This is a genomic window from Neisseriaceae bacterium, assembly GCA_016864895.1.
Taxonomy (GTDB): Bacteria; Pseudomonadota; Gammaproteobacteria; order Burkholderiales; family Neisseriaceae; genus QFNR01.
Genome location: CP046107.1, coordinates 355,287 through 376,494 on the forward strand (window position 1 = coordinate 355,287; position 21,208 = coordinate 376,494).

General features: G+C 32.5%; 17 protein-coding genes and 3 tRNA genes. 17 read left to right on the forward strand and 3 right to left on the reverse strand.

All coding sequences use genetic code 11. From position 1 onward, the window contains the following. Positions 1 to 7 precede the first annotated feature (7 nt). The 10 genes from GKC53_01490 to GKC53_01535 all read left to right on the forward strand — a co-directional run bounded on the left by GKC53_01490 (position 8) and on the right by GKC53_01535 (position 12,504). A complete protein-coding gene (locus GKC53_01490) occupies positions 8 to 655 on the forward strand; it encodes a DedA family protein (protein ID QRN40833.1) in 648 nt (215 codons plus the stop codon). Beyond that, a complete protein-coding gene (gene mutL, locus GKC53_01495; GenBank protein ID QRN40834.1) occupies positions 648 to 2,501 on the forward strand; it encodes a DNA mismatch repair endonuclease MutL in 1,854 nt (617 codons plus the stop codon). Before GKC53_01490 ends, mutL begins: the two co-directional genes overlap by 8 nt. 5 nt (positions 2,502 to 2,506) lie before the next feature. Then, positions 2,507 to 3,436, forward strand: a complete 930-nt coding sequence (miaA, locus tag GKC53_01500) for a tRNA (adenosine(37)-N6)-dimethylallyltransferase MiaA (GenBank protein ID QRN40835.1) — start codon at positions 2,507 to 2,509, stop codon at positions 3,434 to 3,436. Positions 3,437 to 3,479: 43 nt separating this feature from the next. Continuing rightward, entirely contained in the window at positions 3,480 to 4,559 is a 1,080-nt protein-coding gene (pheA, locus tag GKC53_01505; GenBank protein ID QRN40836.1) for a prephenate dehydratase, read from the forward strand. Between the two features lie 88 nt (positions 4,560 to 4,647). Continuing rightward, positions 4,648 to 5,193 carry a hypothetical protein gene (locus GKC53_01510; GenBank protein QRN40837.1) on the forward strand — a complete coding sequence of 182 codons (546 nt, stop codon included), beginning with the start codon at positions 4,648 to 4,650 and terminating at the stop codon, positions 5,191 to 5,193. A 502-nt stretch (positions 5,194 to 5,695) separates the two neighbouring features. Beyond that, entirely contained in the window at positions 5,696 to 6,592 is an 897-nt protein-coding gene (gene truB / locus GKC53_01515) for a tRNA pseudouridine(55) synthase TruB (protein ID QRN40838.1), read from the forward strand. A 74-nt stretch (positions 6,593 to 6,666) separates the two neighbouring features. Further along, positions 6,667 to 6,936: a 30S ribosomal protein S15 gene (gene rpsO, locus GKC53_01520; protein QRN40839.1), complete on the forward strand. Its 270-nt coding sequence runs from the start codon at positions 6,667 to 6,669 to the stop codon at positions 6,934 to 6,936. 151 nt (positions 6,937 to 7,087) lie between these two features. Beyond that, complete coding sequence (gene pnp / locus GKC53_01525; protein ID QRN40840.1) at positions 7,088 to 9,235, forward strand: polyribonucleotide nucleotidyltransferase; 2,148 nt, start codon at positions 7,088 to 7,090, stop codon at positions 9,233 to 9,235. A 455-nt stretch (positions 9,236 to 9,690) separates the two neighbouring features. Further along, the gene (locus tag GKC53_01530; GenBank protein QRN40841.1) at positions 9,691 to 10,881 is read left to right on the forward strand and encodes a hypothetical protein; all 1,191 of its coding nucleotides are present in this window, start codon (positions 9,691 to 9,693) and stop codon (positions 10,879 to 10,881) included. A 780-nt stretch (positions 10,882 to 11,661) separates the two neighbouring features. Continuing rightward, positions 11,662 to 12,504 carry a class II glutamine amidotransferase gene (locus GKC53_01535; protein ID QRN40842.1) on the forward strand — a complete coding sequence of 281 codons (843 nt, stop codon included), beginning with the start codon at positions 11,662 to 11,664 and terminating at the stop codon, positions 12,502 to 12,504. 33 nt (positions 12,505 to 12,537) lie between these two features. Here the strand turns inward: GKC53_01535 and GKC53_01540 are convergent, their stop codons facing one another. Next, positions 12,538 to 13,365, reverse strand: coding sequence for a M48 family metalloprotease (locus GKC53_01540; GenBank protein ID QRN40843.1), 828 nt, complete (start codon positions 13,363 to 13,365; stop codon positions 12,538 to 12,540). Positions 13,366 to 13,917: 552 nt separating this feature from the next. Between GKC53_01540 and leuB the strand changes: the two genes are divergently transcribed. The 6 genes from leuB (at position 13,918) to recG (ending at position 19,877) form a co-directional block, all read left to right on the forward strand. Further along, positions 13,918 to 14,997 (forward strand): 3-isopropylmalate dehydrogenase, encoded by a 1,080-nt coding sequence (leuB, locus tag GKC53_01545; protein QRN40844.1) that lies wholly within the window; start codon positions 13,918 to 13,920, stop codon positions 14,995 to 14,997. Between the two features lie 81 nt (positions 14,998 to 15,078). Next, positions 15,079 to 16,053 (forward strand): octaprenyl diphosphate synthase, encoded by a 975-nt coding sequence (locus GKC53_01550; protein ID QRN40845.1) that lies wholly within the window; start codon positions 15,079 to 15,081, stop codon positions 16,051 to 16,053. An 8-nt stretch (positions 16,054 to 16,061) separates the two neighbouring features. Continuing rightward, positions 16,062 to 16,136 (forward strand) — tRNA-Arg (locus GKC53_01555). A 238-nt stretch (positions 16,137 to 16,374) separates the two neighbouring features. Next, positions 16,375 to 17,262, forward strand: coding sequence for a family 16 glycosylhydrolase (locus GKC53_01560; protein QRN40846.1), 888 nt, complete (start codon positions 16,375 to 16,377; stop codon positions 17,260 to 17,262). 155 nt (positions 17,263 to 17,417) lie between these two features. Further along, positions 17,418 to 17,810 (forward strand): hypothetical protein, encoded by a 393-nt coding sequence (locus GKC53_01565; GenBank protein ID QRN40847.1) that lies wholly within the window; start codon positions 17,418 to 17,420, stop codon positions 17,808 to 17,810. A 21-nt stretch (positions 17,811 to 17,831) separates the two neighbouring features. Then, the gene (gene recG, locus GKC53_01570) at positions 17,832 to 19,877 is read left to right on the forward strand and encodes an ATP-dependent DNA helicase RecG (protein ID QRN40848.1); all 2,046 of its coding nucleotides are present in this window, start codon (positions 17,832 to 17,834) and stop codon (positions 19,875 to 19,877) included. 248 nt (positions 19,878 to 20,125) lie between these two features. Here the strand turns inward: recG and GKC53_01575 are convergent. Both GKC53_01575 and GKC53_01580 read right to left on the reverse strand, forming a co-directional pair. After that, positions 20,126 to 20,200: transfer RNA gene (locus GKC53_01575), tRNA-Glu, on the reverse strand. 29 nt (positions 20,201 to 20,229) lie between these two features. Further along, positions 20,230 to 20,306: transfer RNA gene (locus GKC53_01580), tRNA-Arg, on the reverse strand. A gap of 204 nt (positions 20,307 to 20,510) precedes the next feature. On the opposite strand from GKC53_01580, the gene GKC53_01585 reads away from it, so the two are divergent. Next, complete coding sequence (locus GKC53_01585) at positions 20,511 to 21,206, forward strand: ribonuclease III (GenBank protein QRN40849.1); 696 nt, start codon at positions 20,511 to 20,513, stop codon at positions 21,204 to 21,206. The last annotated feature ends 2 nt before the right edge of the window (positions 21,207 to 21,208 follow it).

Below are 21,208 nucleotides of genomic sequence, written 5' to 3' on the forward strand. Positions count from 1 at the left end.
AAATCTTATATGGTTACTAACTTTGATTGATTTTATTCTACATATTGATCAACATCTTAGCCTTTTAGTACAAAACTATGACGAGTGGATTTATCTAATTTTATTTGTCATTGTGTTTTGTGAAACAGGATTAATTATTACACCTTTTTTACCTGGCGATTCCCTAATATTCGCCGCAGCAAGCATTGCCACGATTGGTGGAATGAATATCTATCTTTTATGGGGTATTCTGGTTATTGCTGCAATAGTGGGAGATGCGGTAAATTTTTCTATTGGTAAATATTTTGGAGAAATGATACCGTTTCATAATCCAGATTCAAAGATTTTTAAACAAAAATATCTTATCCAAACTCAAACTTTTTATGAAAAACACGGGGGTAAAACCATTGTTATAGCACGTTTTATTCCTATTATTCGGACATTTACTCCTTTTATTGCAGGTATGGGACAAATGAATTACTCTCAGTTTTTTCTTTATAACATAGTTGGTGCATTACTATGGGTAACTATTTTTTGCCTTTTAGGTTATTTTTTCGGAAATACTGAAATTGTACAAAACAATTTAAGTCTTATTTTAATTGTAATTATCCTGATTTCGCTATTACCTGTTATCATTACTTTTATAAAAAATAGATTATCCAAATATCATGGCTAAAATTCATCAATTACCTGACCACATTGTCAATCAAATTTCTGCAGGTGAAGTAATTCAAAGACCCGCTAATGCCTTAAAAGAAATAATTGAAAACAGTATTGATGCTGGCGCGACATCAATTCAAGTTGAATTAATAAATGGTGGTACAAAATTGATTAAAGTATTTGATAACGGTATAGGTATCGAGCAAGAAGATTTAACCCTAGCCTTACAACGTCATGCAACTAGTAAAATACAAAGTATACAAGATATACAAAAAATTATAAGTATGGGATTTCGTGGCGAAGGTTTAGCCAGTATTGCTTCCATCAGTCGCTTAACACTAACCAGCAAGACAAACGTGTCAGATTATGCCTATCAAATATCTTCCTTTGATGGTAAGTTGAGTGAAGTAAGTATAACCTCTCACCCAAATGGAACCACCATTGAAGTATTAGATATTTATTTTAATGTTCCTGCTCGAAAAAAATTCCTCAAAAGTGAAAATACAGAATATTCACATGCACTAAATGTATTCGAAAAATTAGCTTTAGTACATCCAGAAATTGCATTTTCTTTAAAACATAATCATAAAATAATTCATGATCTACCCATACAGTCACTATTGGAAAGAATAGGTTCATTACTAGGACATGAGTTTATCAATGCTAGTCTGCCTATTAATGAACAACACCCTACTTTAAAACTAAGTGGCTATATTGCTAAACCAACCTTTAATCAAGGTAATTCAAATAAACAACACATTTTTGTTAATCAGAGAATTGTCAAAGATAAGGTTGTATTACATGCTATTAAACAAGCCTACAAAGATGTCTTACATCAAGCCTTAACACCTGCATTTATATTATTTATAAATATTAACCCAGAAGATATTGATGTGAATATTCATCCAACTAAAACAGAAATTAAATTTAGAGAAAGCCAAGCCGTTCATCAGTTTGTGTATCATAAAATTAATCAAATACTACTTACGACTACCGCGGGTATACAAGAATCTATTAGCAATGTGTCCAACACCCTTGAACAGATATTTCGTACAGAAAAGAGTAATAGTAGTACTTCTAATGACTATTTGTCTAATAGTAACAACAATATTTCTAATAGAAATTTTAATGCCTCGGTTTCCAGCTACTACACGAAAAATTATAGTACACCAAGTACAATGATTCCTAAATCAAAACCTTCACAAGTACAAGACTATCTTAATTATTTAGAATCTGTTCAATCTGATAATGTATCCAAAAATCTTTGTGATACTGCCCCTCCTCCCCTTGGGTTTGCTATCGCTCAGTTACTAGACATCTATATACTAGCCGAAACAACAGATGGACTAATACTAGTTGATATGCATGCAGCTCATGAACGAGTAAACTATGAATTACTTAAACAACAGGTAAAAAAAAATGGTATCCAAAGTCAACAACTTTTATTACCTCAAAGCTATGATGGTTCTGTAGAAGAAATTGAATTAATTAAAAATAACTTACATACTATTAATCATCTTGGTTTTTACCTCGAAGTAATTGATGAACAACTAATTAAAATTATAGCTGTCCCCCAACCTTTAATTAAAAGTAATGCTATAGAGTTAGTACAATCTGTACTTGAAGAAATAAAAGAGTTTGGACAATCGTACATTTCTGATAATCTGATTAACCAATTACTAAGCAGTATGGCATGTCATGGTTCAATTCGTTCGGGGCGACGATTAACTATCACTGAAATGAATGCCTTATTAAGGGATATGGAAAATACTATTAAATCGAACCAATGTAATCATGGACGACCCACTTGGATAAAACTAAAACTAGATGACTTGAATAAACTATTTTTAAGAGGACAGTAATTTAAGTGAATAAGCCCAAAGTACTAGCAATTATTGGCCCTACCGCATCAGGTAAAACTAACTTGGCTCTTGAGTTAGGCATGAAGTATCCGATAGAAATAATTAGCCTAGATTCTGCATTAATATATCAAGATATGAACATTGGTACTGCAAAACCCAGTCAAAGGGAATTAGACCTTATAGTACACCATTTGATTGATATTATCACGCCAATACAAAATTATGATGTAGCCAACTTTGTAAATGATTGTTCAGAACTAATCACTGAAATTAATAATAAGGGTAAAATAGCATTTATTGTTGGTGGGACAATGATGTACTATAATGCCTTAGTCAATGGCTTAAACAAACTTCCCAATGCCGATAGTAATATCCGAATAGAAATTCAAAATAAAAAAAATGAAATAGGCATTTCTGCTCTTTATCAAGAATTATTAGACTTAGATCCCTTATCTGCCAATAGAATTAACCCTAACGATACCCAACGTATAGAAAGAGCGCTAGAAATATTTTATCTTTCGGGTAAACCAATGAGTGAATTTTTCAATGAACAAAAAAAACAACATTGTTTTAATCAGATTCCTACAGTTGCATTAATACCTGATAATAGATCTAACTTACACCAACAAATTAAAATTAGGTTTTTACAAATGTTAAAGTTTGGTTTTATTGATGAGGTCATATATCTACAGCAAAAATATCCAGATCTAAGTTTAAACCTCCCCTCTATGAGATGTGTTGGATACCGACAAATATGGGAATATTTAGATGGAATGTATTCAAAAAATGAAATGCTTGATAAAGGAATTATTGCCACTCGACAGTTAGCTAAAAGACAATTAACATGGTTGAAAAAATTTAATATTGATATAGTCATTAATCCATATATCTCCTTAAAAGATAAATTGGCAGCTGTTGAAAAATTACTACAGTAGATAATCACCTATTTTATATACGTAAACTTAAAAAGGATGATACATGTCTGAAAAAATACAAAAAGAATTACAACTTTATAGGGAAAAAATTGACCATATCGACTTACGGTTACTTGAACTCATAAACGAAAGGGCTTCAATGGCTCAAAAAATTGGTGAAATCAAAGGAACCGCAGCGGTTTACAATCCAGAAAGAGAAGCAAAGGTTCTGAATCGTTTGAGAGAAAAAAATATAGGTCCACTATCTGATGAATCTGTTATTCGTTTATTCAGAGAGATAATGAGTGAATGCCTAGCTTTAGAAAAACCACTAAGTGTTGCTTATTTAGGCCCACAGGGAACATTTACACAACAAGCTACTATAAGGCAATTTGGACATGCGGCCAAAACAATCGCCTGTCAATCAATTGATGAGGCATTCCATCTGGTAGAAATAAGACAAGCAGATTATTTGGTTGTCCCCATAGAAAATTCAACAGAAGGTGGAGTAGGAAGAACTTTAGATTTACTAGTTTCAACACCTTTATTAGTGCATGGTGAGGTTACTTTAAGAATACATCACCAATTATTGTCCAAAGCCAATCAGCTAAAAGATGTTAAGAAAATTTTGGCGCACCCTCAAGCGTTAGCCCAATGCCATGAATGGCTAAATAAGAATTTGAACCTCGTTCCCAAAATACCTGTTAGTAGTAATGCTGAGGGTGCAAAAATAGCTCAAGATGATCCGAGTATTGCATCTATTGGCTCAATAATTGCTGCAGAAATTTATCAATTAAATGTTTTAGGGTTCAATATTGAAAATGAAGCGAATAATAGTACCCGATTTTTAGCACTAGGTCATCAAACAACACAATCAACAGGCAATGATAAAACATCTTTAATTATATCTGCGCCCAACCAACCTGGCGCAGTTCACTATTTATTGGAACCTTTTTCACAACATAAAATTTCTATGTCCAAATTAGAAAGCAGACCTTCTAGAGGAGGCTTATGGGAATATATATTTTTTATAGATATAGAGGGACATATCCAAGATAAAAATGTTCAATTGGCATTAGATGAATTAAAAAAACGAGCTTCATTTGTTAAATGGATAGGTTCTTACCCCGTTTCCCCATTGTAAAATAAAAAAGGAGTAAACTTGCAATCAGATGCGTACTATTATATTATCTGGGATCCGAAATTATAGATTAGAAAAAAGGAATTAAATTATGAAAAAAATTTTTGGTTTAAGTTTACTGCTATTATTGTTTCCACTGGTAGGTTGTAGTGACAAAAACAAAACATCTACAAGTCCTGCAATAGAAGAAAACGCAGCCGTACATAATAGTACAATTGATAATGATAGTAAAGATTTAGATAATCAGATCGATCAAGCCTTAGAGGAAGCGTCAGATACTGTAAAAGAAGATTCTTCCCAAGCTAAATTAAAGGCTGAAACTGTGATTAATAATGAAGATACTCAAAGACCAGATGCATCAGTTGAATCTGTTATAACAGAAGATGTAAAAGAAGCTACAAAAAATAGTTCAAAAGATGTTACTACTTCATTAAAAGAAGATGCCAAGAATTTGAAGGAAGAAGTAGAGGCTGATGCTGAAAAAGCTAAACAAGATATTGAGGCGAGCACCCAAAAAGTAAAAGAAAATATCGATAAAGCAATACAGCAGGCAAAAGATTTTATCGACAATGAGAAAAATACACAAACAAATCTCGAAAAAAGTACTCAGCAGATTGATGAAGATGTCAAGCACTAAATAGAGGTAACAACAAAAAATAGAAAGTACTTAATAAGATGAAAACCAATACTGCTAAACTGAGCACTTGATAACGTTTAGTGGTTTGGTTTATCGATTGGTTAGTTAAAAAATCCAATGCTATAGTCGTCTATTTTTCTTTACCTTTTTTTATAAAACTGAATTTATTTAATAATGATTAGCTATTATTTAAATAATATTTTTGAGAATGAGATGGCTTATCGTTCCTGTGCTTATTGTCATCTTTTATTGTTGTATCAGTAGTTGTTTTATAGAGATATTAAAATTCACCTACTTTTCTAATCTGCTCAAAAGTATTATGAAGAATTTCTTAACAAATACAATCGTTTGGACAGGTGTCTATTGATGTATCAATGAGATTTCATGATAATTCCATCCATCTCTTACTCACAATCAAGACTAAATGACATTAATGAACGGCCTTGTCAGAGTTGAGCTCATATATTAAAGATAGTGGATCACACAAATTGTACATTAGGTTATGAATGTAATTAACGGTGTTTTTTTACTTAATAAAGCATGTAATATTTCTAGTAATAATGCATTACAACAGGTTAAAAGGCTGTTTGGTGCTCAAAAAGCGGGTCACACCGGTACATTAGATCCTTTAGCTACTGGTTTGTTACCTATCTGCTTTGGAGAAGCAACTAAGTTTGCTCAATATCTCATCGATGCAGATAAAACTTATTTAACAACCTTGAAGTTTGGAGAAGCAACTACTACAGGGGATAAGGAAGGTGAAATTATCCTGACATCCAATGTTATTTTTACAAAAAAAGATCTATTACATCATTCTAAAAAATTTATAGGGCAGATACAACAAACACCTCCTATGTTTTCCGCACTCAAACATAAAGGAATTCCTCTATACCAATATGCAAGAAAAGGTATAAGTATTGAGAGAAAAAGTAGAGTAATAGAAATATTTTCCATAGATATTATTCATTTTAACTTCCCCTACGCCACATTAAAAGTTCGTTGTAGTAAAGGTACTTATATTCGCACACTTGCTCAAGATCTAGCCAAGTCCCTTGGTTCATTTGCCTATTTAGATAGTTTATCAAGAATTCTAACCCAGAATTTTAATATTCAGAATGCCTATAATTTTGACAATATTAAGAATTATTCACAATCAGAACTCCAATCTTTAATCCTACCAACTGACACCTTAGTAACCCAGTTTGATAAAATCAACTTAAACATACAACAAGAAAAACAAATAAAAAACGGTCTGTTAGTGCAATATCCAATAAATTATGAGATAATGACCAACCTATCTTTGTATTCCATACAAAATGAGTTCATTGGATTGGGTGTATACATTCCCCAACTCAAATCGATTAAAGCACTCAGGTTGATGAATACATCACATAGGTAAAATTGGGAGTATATTGTGGTTTTTGCTACCGTATACTTGTCGGGCTTTGGGCTCTTATTTTCTTGGAGTAAAATATGGCTTTAACAACAGAACAAAAACAGGATATCATTAAACAATTTCAAAGAAAAGAAGGCGATACTGGATCTAGTGAAGTACAAATTGCCTTGCTAACGTTCCGTATCAATGATTTGACAGAACATTTTAAAATCAATAAAAAAGATCATCATAGTCGTAGAGGCTTACTAAAGATGGTAAGTAAGCGCAGACGTCTGTTAAATTATATTAGAGAAACTGACGCAAATCTTTACCGCGATATAATCACAAAATTAGGCTTGCGTAGATAACAATTGGAAATAATCGCAATTATTTTTTAATTGCGATTATTATTTTCTGGGGGAACTCGCCTAACTGGAACTCTACTTTAATAAATATTGTTATAACAGTGTTTATTAATAGGGTTTTAGTCGATCCTCTCAAAAATATATAGGGAAAATTATGTTTAATAAAGTAACGAAATCATTTCAATATGGGCAACATACCGTAACATTAGAGACAGGTGAAATAGCCAGACAAGCTTCTGGCAGTGTAAAAATCTCAATGGGGGATACTGTTGTTCTGGTAACAGTGGTAGCAGATAAAGATATTAAAGAAGGACAAGATTTTTTCCCTCTGACTGTGGATTATTTTGAAAGATCGTATGCTGTAGGAAAAATACCAGGTGGTTTCTTCAAGCGTGAAGGCAAACAAAGTGAAAAAGAGATTTTAACCAGCCGTTTAATTGACCGCCCTATTCGTCCACTGTTTCCTCCTGCTTTTTATCATGATATTCAGATTGTTGCTACGGTTCTTTCGTGTGATCCAGAAATAGACTCAGATATCCCCGCTATTTTGGGTGCTTCTGCAGCTTTAACTTTATCTGGAGTACCTTTTGCAGGTCCGATTGGTGCTGCTCGTATAGGCTATTTAGATGGAGAATACATTTTAAATCCTACCCATTCTCAACTAAAGAATTCAGATTTAGACTTAGTTGTTGCTGGCACCAAAAAAGCTGTACTTATGGTTGAGTCTGAAGCGAATGAATTATCAGAAGAAATTATGCTTGGTTCAGTTATATATGGGCATGAACAAATGCAAAAAGCTATTCAGGCTATTACAGAATTTGCCAATGAGGTTAATCCAGTTCTTTGGAGTTGGCAAGAACCAGAACCAAATCTCGAGCTAATTCGCAAAGTTAAAGAAATCGCTGAAGATGAGATTAAACAAGCATTCAAAATAAAAGAAAAACAAGATCGTACAGTAAAATTAAATGAGATATGGCAAAAAATACAGGCCACTTTAATTAATGAAGATTTAGATGTACTACAACAAAATGAGGTTAAATCAATTTTTAAAAAAATTGAGTCTGAAGTTGTAAGAGGACAAATTTTAGCGGGAGAACCTCGTATTGATGGTAGAGACACTAGAACGGTGAGACCGATAAATATTCAAACTAACATTTTACCAAGAACTCATGGTTCTGCTTTATTTACTAGAGGTGAAACACAAGCGATTGTAGTAACAACTTTGGGTACTCAAAAAGATGAGCAACTTATTGATTCCTTAAATGGTGAATATTCGGATAGGTTTATGTTACATTATAACTTCCCCCCTTATTCTACCGGAGAAGTGGGTAGAATGAGTGCACCAAAAAGACGTGAAATAGGACATGGTCGTTTAGCCAAAAGAGCATTAATAGCAGTATTACCAAAGCAAGAAGATTTTAATTATACTATTCGCGTGGTCTCTGAAATAACTGAATCAAATGGATCTAGCTCTATGGCATCCGTTTGTGGTGGTTGCCTATCAATGCTTTCCGCAGGTATTCCACTTAAAAGACATGTAGCTGGTATTGCAATGGGACTAATATTGGAGGGAAATAAGTTTGCCGTTCTTACTGATATTTTGGGTGATGAAGATCATTTAGGAGACATGGATTTTAAAGTTGCAGGAAGTTCTAAGGGTATTACTGCATTGCAGATGGATATAAAAATTCAAGGTATTACTAAAGAAATCATGCAGATTGCTTTACAACAAGCTAAAGAAGGACGTATGCATATTTTGAACCTAATGCAAAATGCCATTAGTGGAGAACAAAATTTATCTGAATATGCCCCACGATTATATAGCATGCAGATCAATACAGATAAAATCAAAGATGTCATTGGCAAAGGTGGTGAAACAATTAGAGGAATCATCAAAGATACTAATACAGAAATCAATATTTCTGATGATGGGATTATTGTCATTGCTGCTAGCACACAAGAAGAAGCTGATGCAGCTAAAGCTCGTATTGAAGAGTTGACCACAGAAGTTGAGGTTAACCAAATTTATGATGGCACAGTACTCAAATTGTTAGATAACAATATTGGTGCAATTGTATCCATTTTACCTGGTAAGGATGGCTTAGTTCATGTCAGCCAAATAGCTCACGAACGTGTAAAAAATGTGAGTGATTATTTAAAAGTCAATGAAAAAGTTACAGTCAAAGTTTTAGACATGGATGATAGAGGTAGGATTAAACTATCTATTAAAGCTCTTTTACCTAAACCAGAAGAAAATAATAGTCATAACAATTCAGATAAAGAAACAAATAATAATATTTAATCAATTTCTTGTATATTATTCAAGTTGTTTAATCGTCATTAACTTAATAGTTAATGACGGTTTTTTTCTAAAAACTTAAATATCCAATTAATATTTCCAGTATAATAATACTGTTTTTTTAAGCCTACTACAATTTTTCTAATTAAATTATCTCTGTTTTGTCTTAGAAACACTGAGATATAAATTTATATGACTATGAATTAATTTCAACTTATTGAAAGAATTGATATAAAATTACTTCTAATGGTAACCTTTAGATGGCTCTTTCCCTGTTAAGGTATCAGATGATACTTCCACACTTACATTTTTCCGATAATGGCTAGATAATTTGGATAAAAATAAATAACTATCATCTAAACACAATATCATTTATACTCTGCCTTGATAGGCTAAAAGGATATCGATTATGTTTCTTATCTTGATCAAAATCAACTGCAAAGAGAAGGATCTAGACTGTGTCTTATTTTAATGGAAATCAACTACAAAGAAATACTTGGCGTTGCTCTCTCAATTTAGAGGAATATTTTAAGCATTTAATTCGTGGATTTTACTATCAAGAGCACGAATATGTTGTAACTTGGTATGACAATCGCCTTTTGCAAAAAAGCTCTGACACACTTGTTGAAGTCACTTTTATTAACTTAACCAAACCTGATTATATAAGTAAAACAACTGGCGCACCAAGCCAAAGCTTTGTTGTTATTGCATTGCCTGTTAAATACCTACATAAAGTTCCATTCGGAAGCATTTGGAAAGGGGGTAAATCAAAGCAAAAATTCAAATTTAAAAAATATAAGGTGACATTTTCAAAAAGTGAGGGCTTATCTTATATACCTCTTTGGAGAGCTCAAACATCGCACCCATTTGAAGCAGGTAAATATGTTCATCCTTCTTACTTAGAAAAATTTAAAAAAGATGGGAATAATTTACTTGTTATCAGACCAAAAAATATCAATAAATCCTACATTATTCACCCACTACACTTTTTTATAGCTCACTATGGTAATTCCAGTGCGTTACAACACATCTTAATTACATATACATGGGATGAAGTTGAGGGAATCTTAAAACTCAATGAGCTTTCTGAAGAGAAAAAGGTATCCATACCAAACAACTTCACTACACAAGATGTAGTGTTTCTATATCACTTGAAATACGATAAATACACAAATATGATAGTGAAAGATATGATGACAAATATTGTTCATTCAAAAGGTGAACAACTCCCTAACTATTGTATTCCTTGCTGGCACGACCAACCTATTGTACTTTCATTCTATGGTATTCCTTTGGGTAACTCTGTGCTTTGTAGCCAAATTACAGGGATTAGTGAGCCACAAGGTGAACTTATCAAATATTCAGTTCAATCACAAAGTGAATTTGCCAATTATCCGATGGCACACTCGAAAGAAAATGATAAGCAGAATGATAGTGAACAGTATAATATTGAAGAATATGAATGGGAACTTGAGAAACTAGTTATAGAATTAAGTGAGGTGAGTAATCTTATTAGGAAGTATGATAATAACCATTTGAAATTACTAGGTAAAAAACGGAAAATTAATTGTATATATTCCAAAAAAGATGGTCACATGTCATTATTTAGGCATGTAAAAGCTAAAATGATTAAGGACAATTGGGTTTGATTTAATTTAAAACAGAATTAAAAAATTATTGGAGTTCATACAAATAATATAAGATTTTGATAAAACACGTTACATAGTATAAAGAACAGAATGGTGAAGTAAAAATGAAAATTTAACCCTAATGTTTTACATCAAATAAAGCTCCTCATAATTTGTTAGATAAATTAACCAAATTTTGTAGGTATCAGCTTTGAAACATTTGATAATAATTTGGATCTATTTCTCAGTTTTACCAAACATTTTTGATTAGGGGGAGGATTTTGTCGTCCAAAAGTTATCACCATCACCGTCTCAAAGCGAAAAATTCTCATTAAAACAGCATTACCCAATATCCCAAATGGTAGAGAAACTTTACCACGTCTAATGTCTATTTTTTATCTAATTGCAAGATCTGCTATGTAAAAGAAATAATTAGGTCTATTGGTATCACCTGAGTAGAGGATACTCTTTGTATATGAATTGGAAGTCAGCCTATCATCTTAGATAGGAAGTTTGCCGAACATTCTAAATGAAGTACATGTGGCCAAACTATAGAGATAGAACAACATATCTAGGTATAGTTTCTGCTTTTAAATAGGTGATTAGATTAATATAACTAGTAATAATTTATTTTTCTTATGGTAATAGGGACTAAATTTGGTCTATTAAACATGAAATACGTTAAAATCTGCTATATTACTATTATTCATTTAAATATATACTCTGAGTTATATTAGAGAAGTTATCACTTAAACTATAATAATATTTTGCGATATTTTAAATTAATATGAGGTCTTAAAGATGTGTCAATTATTGGGAATGAATTGCAATACACCCACTGATATTGTATTTTCTTTTCAAGGATTTAGAAAAAGAGGTGGGCTAACTGATACACATAACGATGGTTTTGGTATTGCCTTTTTCGAAGAAAAAGGTGTGCGTTTATTCCATGATGACCACGCTTGCTCAACTTCACCTATCGCTGAGCTAATAAAAGACTATCCTATTCGATCTATGAATGTTATTTCACACATCAGGAAAGCTACTCAAGGGAAAAGTTCTTTAGTCAATACACATCCCTTTACAAGAGAAATATGGGGAGAGTACTGGGTGTTTGCTCATAATGGACAAATCAAAGATTTTGAACATAAGCATGGACATTATTTTAATCCTGTAGGAGATTCTGACTCAGAGCAAATTTTCTGCTATTTTCTGGAAATATTAAAACATAAGTTTGGAAATAAAAAACCCACTAGAGAACAAATTTTTGATCTCCTATCTGATTTAACTAATCAAATCAGGAAAAACAGCCTAGTTAATTATCTAATTTCTAATGGGGATTGGATGCTCGCCTATTGTGATAGCTTATTATTTTATAAAATTCGTCAATCTCCTTTTGGAGAAGCTAAACTCCTAGATGAAGATCTCAATATAGATTTTTCTAGAGTAACCACACCAAATGACAAAGTAGCAGTCATTGCTACTTTGCCATTAACCATTAATGAGGAGTGGCAACAATTGGCTAGAAATGAATTGGTTATGTTCCAAGATGGTGATATTGTATTACGTAAAAAACCGGAGCCACCCTACTACTACAGTATTGAAGACGGCATAAAACTAGCAAAGTTATTCTCTGCTGGATAATCACTCAAGTACACTGTTACCACTTGTTTCACCCTAATTTTTATTAAGATTGTTCATATTAGCATTTTCATTTTTTTTTGTCGAAAATCTAGATTTCCCCTTACTAATATGAGTAATGGCAGTATTTATTCTTGTTTGATTATTAGGATGAGATGAAAAATATGCTAATGATCCAGAAGGTGATCCACTACCATAAAGCTTTTGGACTTTTTCTAACATTGTTACTATCGCATAGGGATTAAGGTTATGACGTTGCAACATATATATTGCATATTCATCTGCTTCTAGCTCCTGTCGTTGGGAGTATTGCCCATTAGTTAACCCCATAATAATATCTTGAAAAGCTGTCGAGTTCATAATACTTGATTTTGAAGATAAACGACCTGCTTGTAAACCAATATATAACATATTCATCGTCTTAAATCGATTTTTAGCATGTTTTAACACTATATGTCCCATTTCATGGCCTATCACAGCAGCTAATTCTTCATCTGTAAATTTATCTAACTGAGCAGAATGAATACGAATACAACCATTAGGAAGTGCAAAAGCATTAAAACTTTTGGATCGATAAACTTTAAAATTGACTGGTTGATCCACCAAACTTTGATCTAACATCCTTACAATTCTACGGATTCTAATAGTTTCAGGAGCAGAATTAGGCAAAACAACATTCTTCCTATCCAGTTGCTCACAAGCATCACTACTCATAGCAATGATGTCCTGATCCGTTACGGACATAACACCGATAGCAGAAAGACCTAATTGAGCTGTAGTATAAGGATCAATACCAGAACAACCTGATGTAAGTAAAGTACCGGAAACCATCAGAATTAAAAGAGATTTTTTTATCTTTTTCATGATCTACCCCCCCATTTAAAAAGCTCACTACCCCAATGAAAAAAAATAGAACACAAGTTCCAATTAAAAATTTAACATGAATTAAAGATAAGTAGGAATTTCTCTATCGATCTACTCTTTAACAACCAATAAAACTTATAAGGTATAAAAGTTTTATGTCAAGTTCATTTATAGTTACCATCATTATACTGATGACCCAACTCATTACTTATAATGAATAAATTTTATATATTTTCTAAGTTGATACTTGTTACTACTATCAACATCCGCTGCTCTCATGCTATCATTTAGCATATATTCCTGTAAAGTATTATTAAATGATGTTTTAGTCTTGTATATATGCTCTATATTATTTTTATTTATTTTTTTATCTGTCATAGTTAAACATAAAATTAATCGCATGATATTGATCATAATTGGGATAGTTGAATACGTTGTACAACATTAAGAGAATTTCAGTATTTTATAAACAGTACTCTTTTTACTATTTCCCTTGAAAAAATCAAACATAGAGATTAGTATTATTCCTTTTTAAATTATTTGGTAAAGTATATGACTCATCAATTATTAATTATTCCTGGTGATGGTATTGGGTCTGAGATTATAGCTGAGGCTGTAAAAATTATAGATTTAATTATCAAAGAAGGAGCCAATATTCGATATGAATATGGCCTGTTAGGTGGAAAGGCTTATGAAAAATATGGTCATCCTTACCCCAAAGAAACACAACAACAAAGTCAGAATGCAGATGCAATATTACTTGGTGCCGTTGGCCATCCTAAATATGATAAATTAGAACGTCCTTTGCGACCAGAAAGAGGTCTATTAGCCATTCGCAAGGATCTGAATTTATTTGCCAATCTTCGTCCTGCAATTTTACATTCAGAACTAGTTAATGCTTCCACCTTAAAGAAAGAATATGTAGATAACTTAGATATATTAATTGTACGAGAATTGACAGGTGATATCTATTTCGGTAAGCCTCGTGGTATCCATATTAATAATAATGGAGAAGAAGAAGGCATTAATACCATGTGCTATAATGCTAAAGAAATTAGACGTATTGCTCATGTTGCTTTTCAAGCTGCCCAGAAAAGAAATAAAAAGTTATGTTCTATTGATAAAGCCAATGTGCTGGAAACCACTGAATTGTGGCGAAAAATTTTTACTGAGATTCGACAACAATATCCCGAAGTTGAGTTAAGTCACATGTACGTTGATAATGCTGCAATGCAATTAGTTAGAGAGCCCAAACAATTTGATGTCATTGCTACTGGAAATATTTTTGGTGACATTTTATCTGACCTAGCATCCATGTTAACAGGTTCAATTGGAATGCTTCCCTCTGCCTCACTTAATGAAACAGGCAAAGGACTCTATGAACCGGCTCATGGTTCTGCACCAGATATTGCAGGTGAAAATAAAGCCAACCCTCTCGCTACTATTCTTTCACTGGCCATGTTATTTCGATACAGTCTCAATGATGAAAAAACGGCCAGCCGAATTGAAAAAGCAATCGATACTGTTCTTGTGAAAGGCTATCGAACTATTGATATTATGGAGTCTGGTAAAAAACAAGTTTCGTGTAGCGAGATGGGTGATGCTGTCGCTCAAGCAATGCAAGAAATATAAAATTCAAGACTTATTATTCAAAATAAATTAGTTACATTGTGTTATGATCAGCTACGAATCTTAAACTAAATAAGAAGTCCTATGTGCGAAACTATTGATTACTTCCAATATGAGAATCAACAAGATCTCAATAAAGTAAATAAAATTATTCAAAAACAGGTATTATCTGATGTTGTTCTAATTAATCAAATTGGAAATTATATTATTACATCAGGTGGTAAACGTTTAAGACCAATTACGGTTATTTTAGCAGGTAAAGTTTTAAATTCTAGTAATGATATACTCTATCAACAAGCCGCCATGATAGAATTTATCCATACTTCCACTTTACTACATGATGATGTGGTAGATGAAAGTGATTTACGACGCGGAAAGAAAACTGCTAATAGAGTATTTGGTAATGCAGCAGCAGTTTTGGTAGGAGATTTTTTATACACCCGTGCCTTTCAGCTTATGGTATCTGCTAATAATATGAAGATAATGGAAGTAATGTCAGCAGCAACCAATGTTATTGCAACTGGTGAAGTCATGCAATTAATCAATATTGGTAATACTACTATTACGCAGGATCAATACTTACAAGTCATCGAAAAAAAGACAGCCAAGCTTTTTGAAGCAGCTGCTCAAATTGGAGGAATTTTAGGAAATGCCAATCCTAATGAAGAAAAATCCTTAAGCACTTTTGGTAAGTATATGGGGTTGATATTTCAAATTGTAGATGATATTCTGGACTACTCTGGAACTATTGAAACTATCGGTAAAAATGTGGGAGATGATTTGTCTGAAGGCAAACCAACACTGCCCCTAATTTATTTATTACATCATGGTAGTAGTAACGTGAAAAAATCAGTTATTCATGCATTAGAAAATGCAAACAGCTCTAGTTTTGAAGAAATTCATTATTATATTACTAATTCCTCTGCTTTAGAGTATTGTTATGAAGAGGCCGAAAAATTAGCCAAGTTAGCACAAAAGTCATTAGAGTCTCTTCCACAGAACAGATATACTGATACTTTATCCAAACTCGTAAAAGATTCTGTCAAACGAGCTAGTTAAAAATGTGTCTCGCCGTAGTTCAATGGATAGAACGTATGCCTCCTAAGCGTAAAATACAGGTTCGATTCCTGTCGGCGGGACCAATTTTTGGTTCTTTACTTATAGAATACTTACATTCCACCATAACTTAGTAATAAAATGTATACATTCGGTCTTTTTTGTTGACTTAAATCAATCTGTAATATATCTTTTAAGCTAACGATATTATTTAATGTGCCCAGTAATAAACTGAATCTAATAAAATATGATATTTACTCAGTACTCTGAGAAATATTCGGTGCTTGTGCTACAGTACGAGGAAATGCTACAGTGTATCGGTGTATGAAAATTATCACAAAAATTATCCCAAGCTTAATCACGTTACTATTGCTTTCCTGTAATGTTAGTAGTAACAAACAGGTTGAATTGTATCAAGAAGAAAATTCCAACCGTTACGAATTGGTTTGGTCGGATGAGTTTGATTATACGGGCAGCCCTGATCCCGAAAAATGGGATTTTGAGGAAGGTTTCGTCCGCAACGAGGAACCGCAATGGTATCAAAAACAAAACGCGTACGTTGATGGTACCTGCCTTGTCATTACTGCAAAAAAACAAATAAAGCACAACCCTAATTATGATCCTCTAAGTTTGGATTGGACAAAAAATAGAAAACAAGCAAACTATACTTCTGCCAGTTTAACCACCGCTAAAAGGTTTGATTTTAAATATGGAAAAATAGACATAAGAGCTAAGATTGACACTAATGGTAATAGTTGGCCTGCTTTCTGGTTACTTGGCTCTCGTAATTTATACCAATCACCACCTGTTCCTTTCCCTGTTTTAGGTGAAATAGATGTTTTAGAATATTATCAAAATAGTATCTATGCAAATTTATTTTGGCAAGGTAAAAAGGGGCTCAATAAATCTGTACAAAAATACAGAATAGATAGGTTTACTCCACCGATTGACTGGTCTCGATATCACATTTGGACATTGATTCACACCCATGATAGTATCGAAATTGTGCTAGATTATACTTACGTACTTAATAAAATTAATATTTCTGATATTAAGAATTATTATGCTAAAAATAATCCCTTTAGAGAAAATTTTTATTTCATTCTAAATTTGGCTCTTAAGGATAAAAATAAAAAAATAACTTATCCTAATAACAATGAAGATGCCATATTTAAAGTTGATTATGTAAGAGTTTATAAACAAATCAAATAAATTATGTCTATTGATAAGCAATCCATCCGAAAACAACTACGACAAAAAAGAATCTCTATTTCTTCAGTAGCAGGGAAAAAAGCGTCTTTACTTGTTAGTTATAAAATCCTAAAGTACATAAAAAAAAACACTTTAAAATTGGTGTTTATGAACACATGGGTAGTGAGATAAGTCTACAACCATTTATCCAGCAAATTTCTAAATTTTATCCCAGGATAATACTATACAAGCCTATCTATTATAATTTCAATAAAAGAATGTGGTTTATTCCTCTAAATAACAATCAACTAACCCCCAAAAAACAACGTATCGAACAACTAGATATTATTCTCATTCCTATGCTAGGTATAGATTGGAATGGTTATAGATTAGGCCAAGGTGGTGGTTATTATGATGCGTCATTAAAACACACATTTTTAAGAATGTGTCCTGAAAAAATTGCTATTGGTTTTGACTGTCAACTAGTCAACAAAATCCCTCATGAGAAACATGATATCCGAATGAATACTTTCATCTCTGAAAAAAGAATATTACAATTCAAAAGATGAAATACTATTAGGTACCTAGTGATGGATGAATTTACCCAGAAACAATTGAATTTATCACAACCCACATTAGATCAGTTATCCAAACTACATCTAAATTCCCTATCTGATATAGTGTTACATTTACCATTACGTTATGAGGATGAAACAAAACTAAGTACAATCGACCAAGCAACTATTGGAACATGCATTTTGATAGAAGGCACCATCATTAAACAAATTGTTAAATATAGTCCTAGAAAACAATTATTATTACAAATAAACGATACACAAAATAACATATTTTTTATTCGCTTATTCAACTTCTACCCCAATCAGTTAAGGCTATATACCGAGAATACCAAAATTAGGGCTTTTGGTGAATTAAAAAAGGGCTTTTATGGTTTAGAAATGATACATCCCAAGATTAAAACACAATTTTCTGACCAATTAGACCCTTATTTAACACCTATTTATCCAACTGTTAGTGGACTGGGTCAAAATACCTTACGTACCATCATTAGAAATGCTTTAAATATAGCTAATTTAGAAGATTTTTTACCTGACCATTTACTTAAAAAAAATCAATTAATTGATTTCAAATCTGCAGTCTTCGCTATTCATTATCCCCCTTCAAATCACTATGATAATAACGAATTGCTAAACGCATACAACCCCGCACTAAAGCGGTTAAAATTTGATGAACTACTGGCTCAACAATTATCTATGGGATTAATGAAAGCAAGACGTAATGAGACTAAAAAATATAAATTACATTTTGAAAATAAACTAGTTAATGCACTACTACAATCTTTACCCTTTGAATTAACTAATGCACAAAAAAAAGTTTTAGACGAAATTGAAAATGATCTAAAACAATCGTACCCTATGCATCGTCTTTTACAAGGTGATGTTGGCTCTGGTAAAACAATAGTAGCCGCCTTGACTGCTTTGAAAGTAATTGAGTCTGGTTATCAGACTGCAATCATAGCACCAACTGAGTTACTAGCTGAGCAACATTTGACTCAATTTAAAAAATGGTTTGAACCCTTATGTATAAGGGTAGCCTGGTTATCAGGTAGTCAAAATAAAAACCAAAAAGAAAAAGTTAAACAGGATATCTTGCAGGGCAATTATAACATTGTGATTGGTACACATGCTTTAATTCAGGAAAATGTTCTATTCAAAAATCTAGAATTAATTATCATAGATGAACAACATCGTTTTGGTGTTAATCAAAGGTTATTACTCAAACAAAAAGGCAAAGAAGTACACCAATTAATGATGTCTGCCACTCCCATTCCAAGAACACTATCTATGACTTATTTTGCTGACGTTGATATCTCTACATTAGATGAATTACCTCCTAATCGAGCACCTGTCAAAACAATATTAGTTTCAGAATCCCGCAAAAAAGAAATAGAGAATTTTGTTTACCAAAAAATTAAACAAGGTCGCCAAGTCTATTGGGTTTGTCCTTTAATTGAAGAATCTGAAGTATTACAGCTCACAACTGCCATAGAAACCTATGACACACTCAAAAAAAAATTTACTGATATAAATATTGGATTAGTACATGGCCGTCTTAAAAGTGATGAAAAAGTAAAAATAATGTCTAGCTTTAAAGAAAATCAAATACAGTTATTAGTTGCAACAACAGTCATTGAAGTAGGCATCAACGTACCTAATGCATCGACCATGATTATTGAACACTCAGAACGTATGGGGCTATCGCAATTACATCAGTTAAGAGGTCGAGTAGGTCGTGGAGAAAATATTAATGGTGAATGTATCCTAATTTATAAAACCCCTTTATCTGATGTAGAAAAATTACGTTTAAAAGTTATTTATGAAAGTAATGATGGTTTTGAAATTGCTAAACAAGATTTAATCATTAGAGGACCCGGTGAGTTTCTAGGAGCGAAACAAAGTGGGATTCCCTTACTTAGATTTGCTAATGTTAATGAAGATTGTGATTTATCAGAACTAGCGAAGTGTACTGCAGCGTACTTATTAAAAACTTCACCTGACATTGTAGAAAAACACTTGAATCGCTGGTTATCCAACAAAGAAACCTATTTAGGTGTTTGACATGAAGTACTGTTTCAATTTTTAAAGCTATTAATCTTCAACCCTGTTTTTTTTAGTATGGGCAGGATCAGAAAAAGTAACTAATTTGTTAAAGTAACATTGATCAAATCAATCACATTAATAATACCTCTATAGAGCTAAAAGATCCTAATATAATTTTCTTTATATAAATTTTCTTTGCATCATGTAGTGTGAATTTAAGTAAGAATAAAAGACATTAGTTATATCGTGAAATAATACATCAAAGTTGGTACGCCCACGGGGAATCGAACCCCGGTTACCGCCGTGAAAGGGCGATGTCCTAACCGCTAGACGATGGGCGCATCTCAAAAATAATTTTCGACACTTCTTATGGCGCACCCGGAGCGATTCGAACGCCCGACCCTCTGGTTCGTAGCCAGATACTCTATCCAACTGAGCTACGGGTGCACGTGGTGCTTGAAAGAATGAGATTATATTAATAATAAAAAAATGTGTCAAGACTAAATTTGTGAATATATTTCCGAGATGTGTTTAAATAGGTACTTTAATCACTTAAAAGAGTCAAATAATTTTATTTACATACTCATTTGTGATGAAAAAAAAATAATGTTATTATTTCCGCATCACAAATAAATTAGCATCAAACTGACAATGAGTATATTATTGAAAGACTCTCAATTAGAAAATAACCTACAATATACCTTTAAAAATAAAAATCTATTAAAGCAGGCATTAACACATAGAAGTTTTTCACCTTTAAATAATGAACGCTTAGAATTTATTGGAGATTCCATTCTAAACTATTCAATAGCACACATGTTATTTACTAAATTTCCTCATCTTCCTGAGGGTGACTTATCAAGGATAAGAGCGTCACTGGTTAATCAGGAAACGTTATCTGAAATAGCCTCTAAAATCGATTTAGGACACCACTTACGTTTAGGACAAGGGGAATTAAAAACAAAAGGTTATGAACGCCCTTCTATCTTATCCGATGCTCTGGAAGCTATTTTTGCAGCGATTAGTATTGACTCAAACTTTTTAGAGTCACAACGCGTCATCCAACACTTTTATATTACAAGAATTAATAACATCAAGCCTGATCGTGTTAAAGATCCTAAATCATTACTACAAGAAAAATTACAAGCTGAAAAAATAGCACTACCTCAATACACTATTATTGAACAATCTGGTGAGGCACATCAGCAATTATTTCACATTGAGTGTTCTATACCTATATTAAATATTAAAACCAATGCTAAAGCCAGTAGTCGTAAAAAAGCTGAACAGGAAGCTGCGAATTTAGCTTTGAATGAAATGCAACTATTAATTACTGGGAAACAATAATT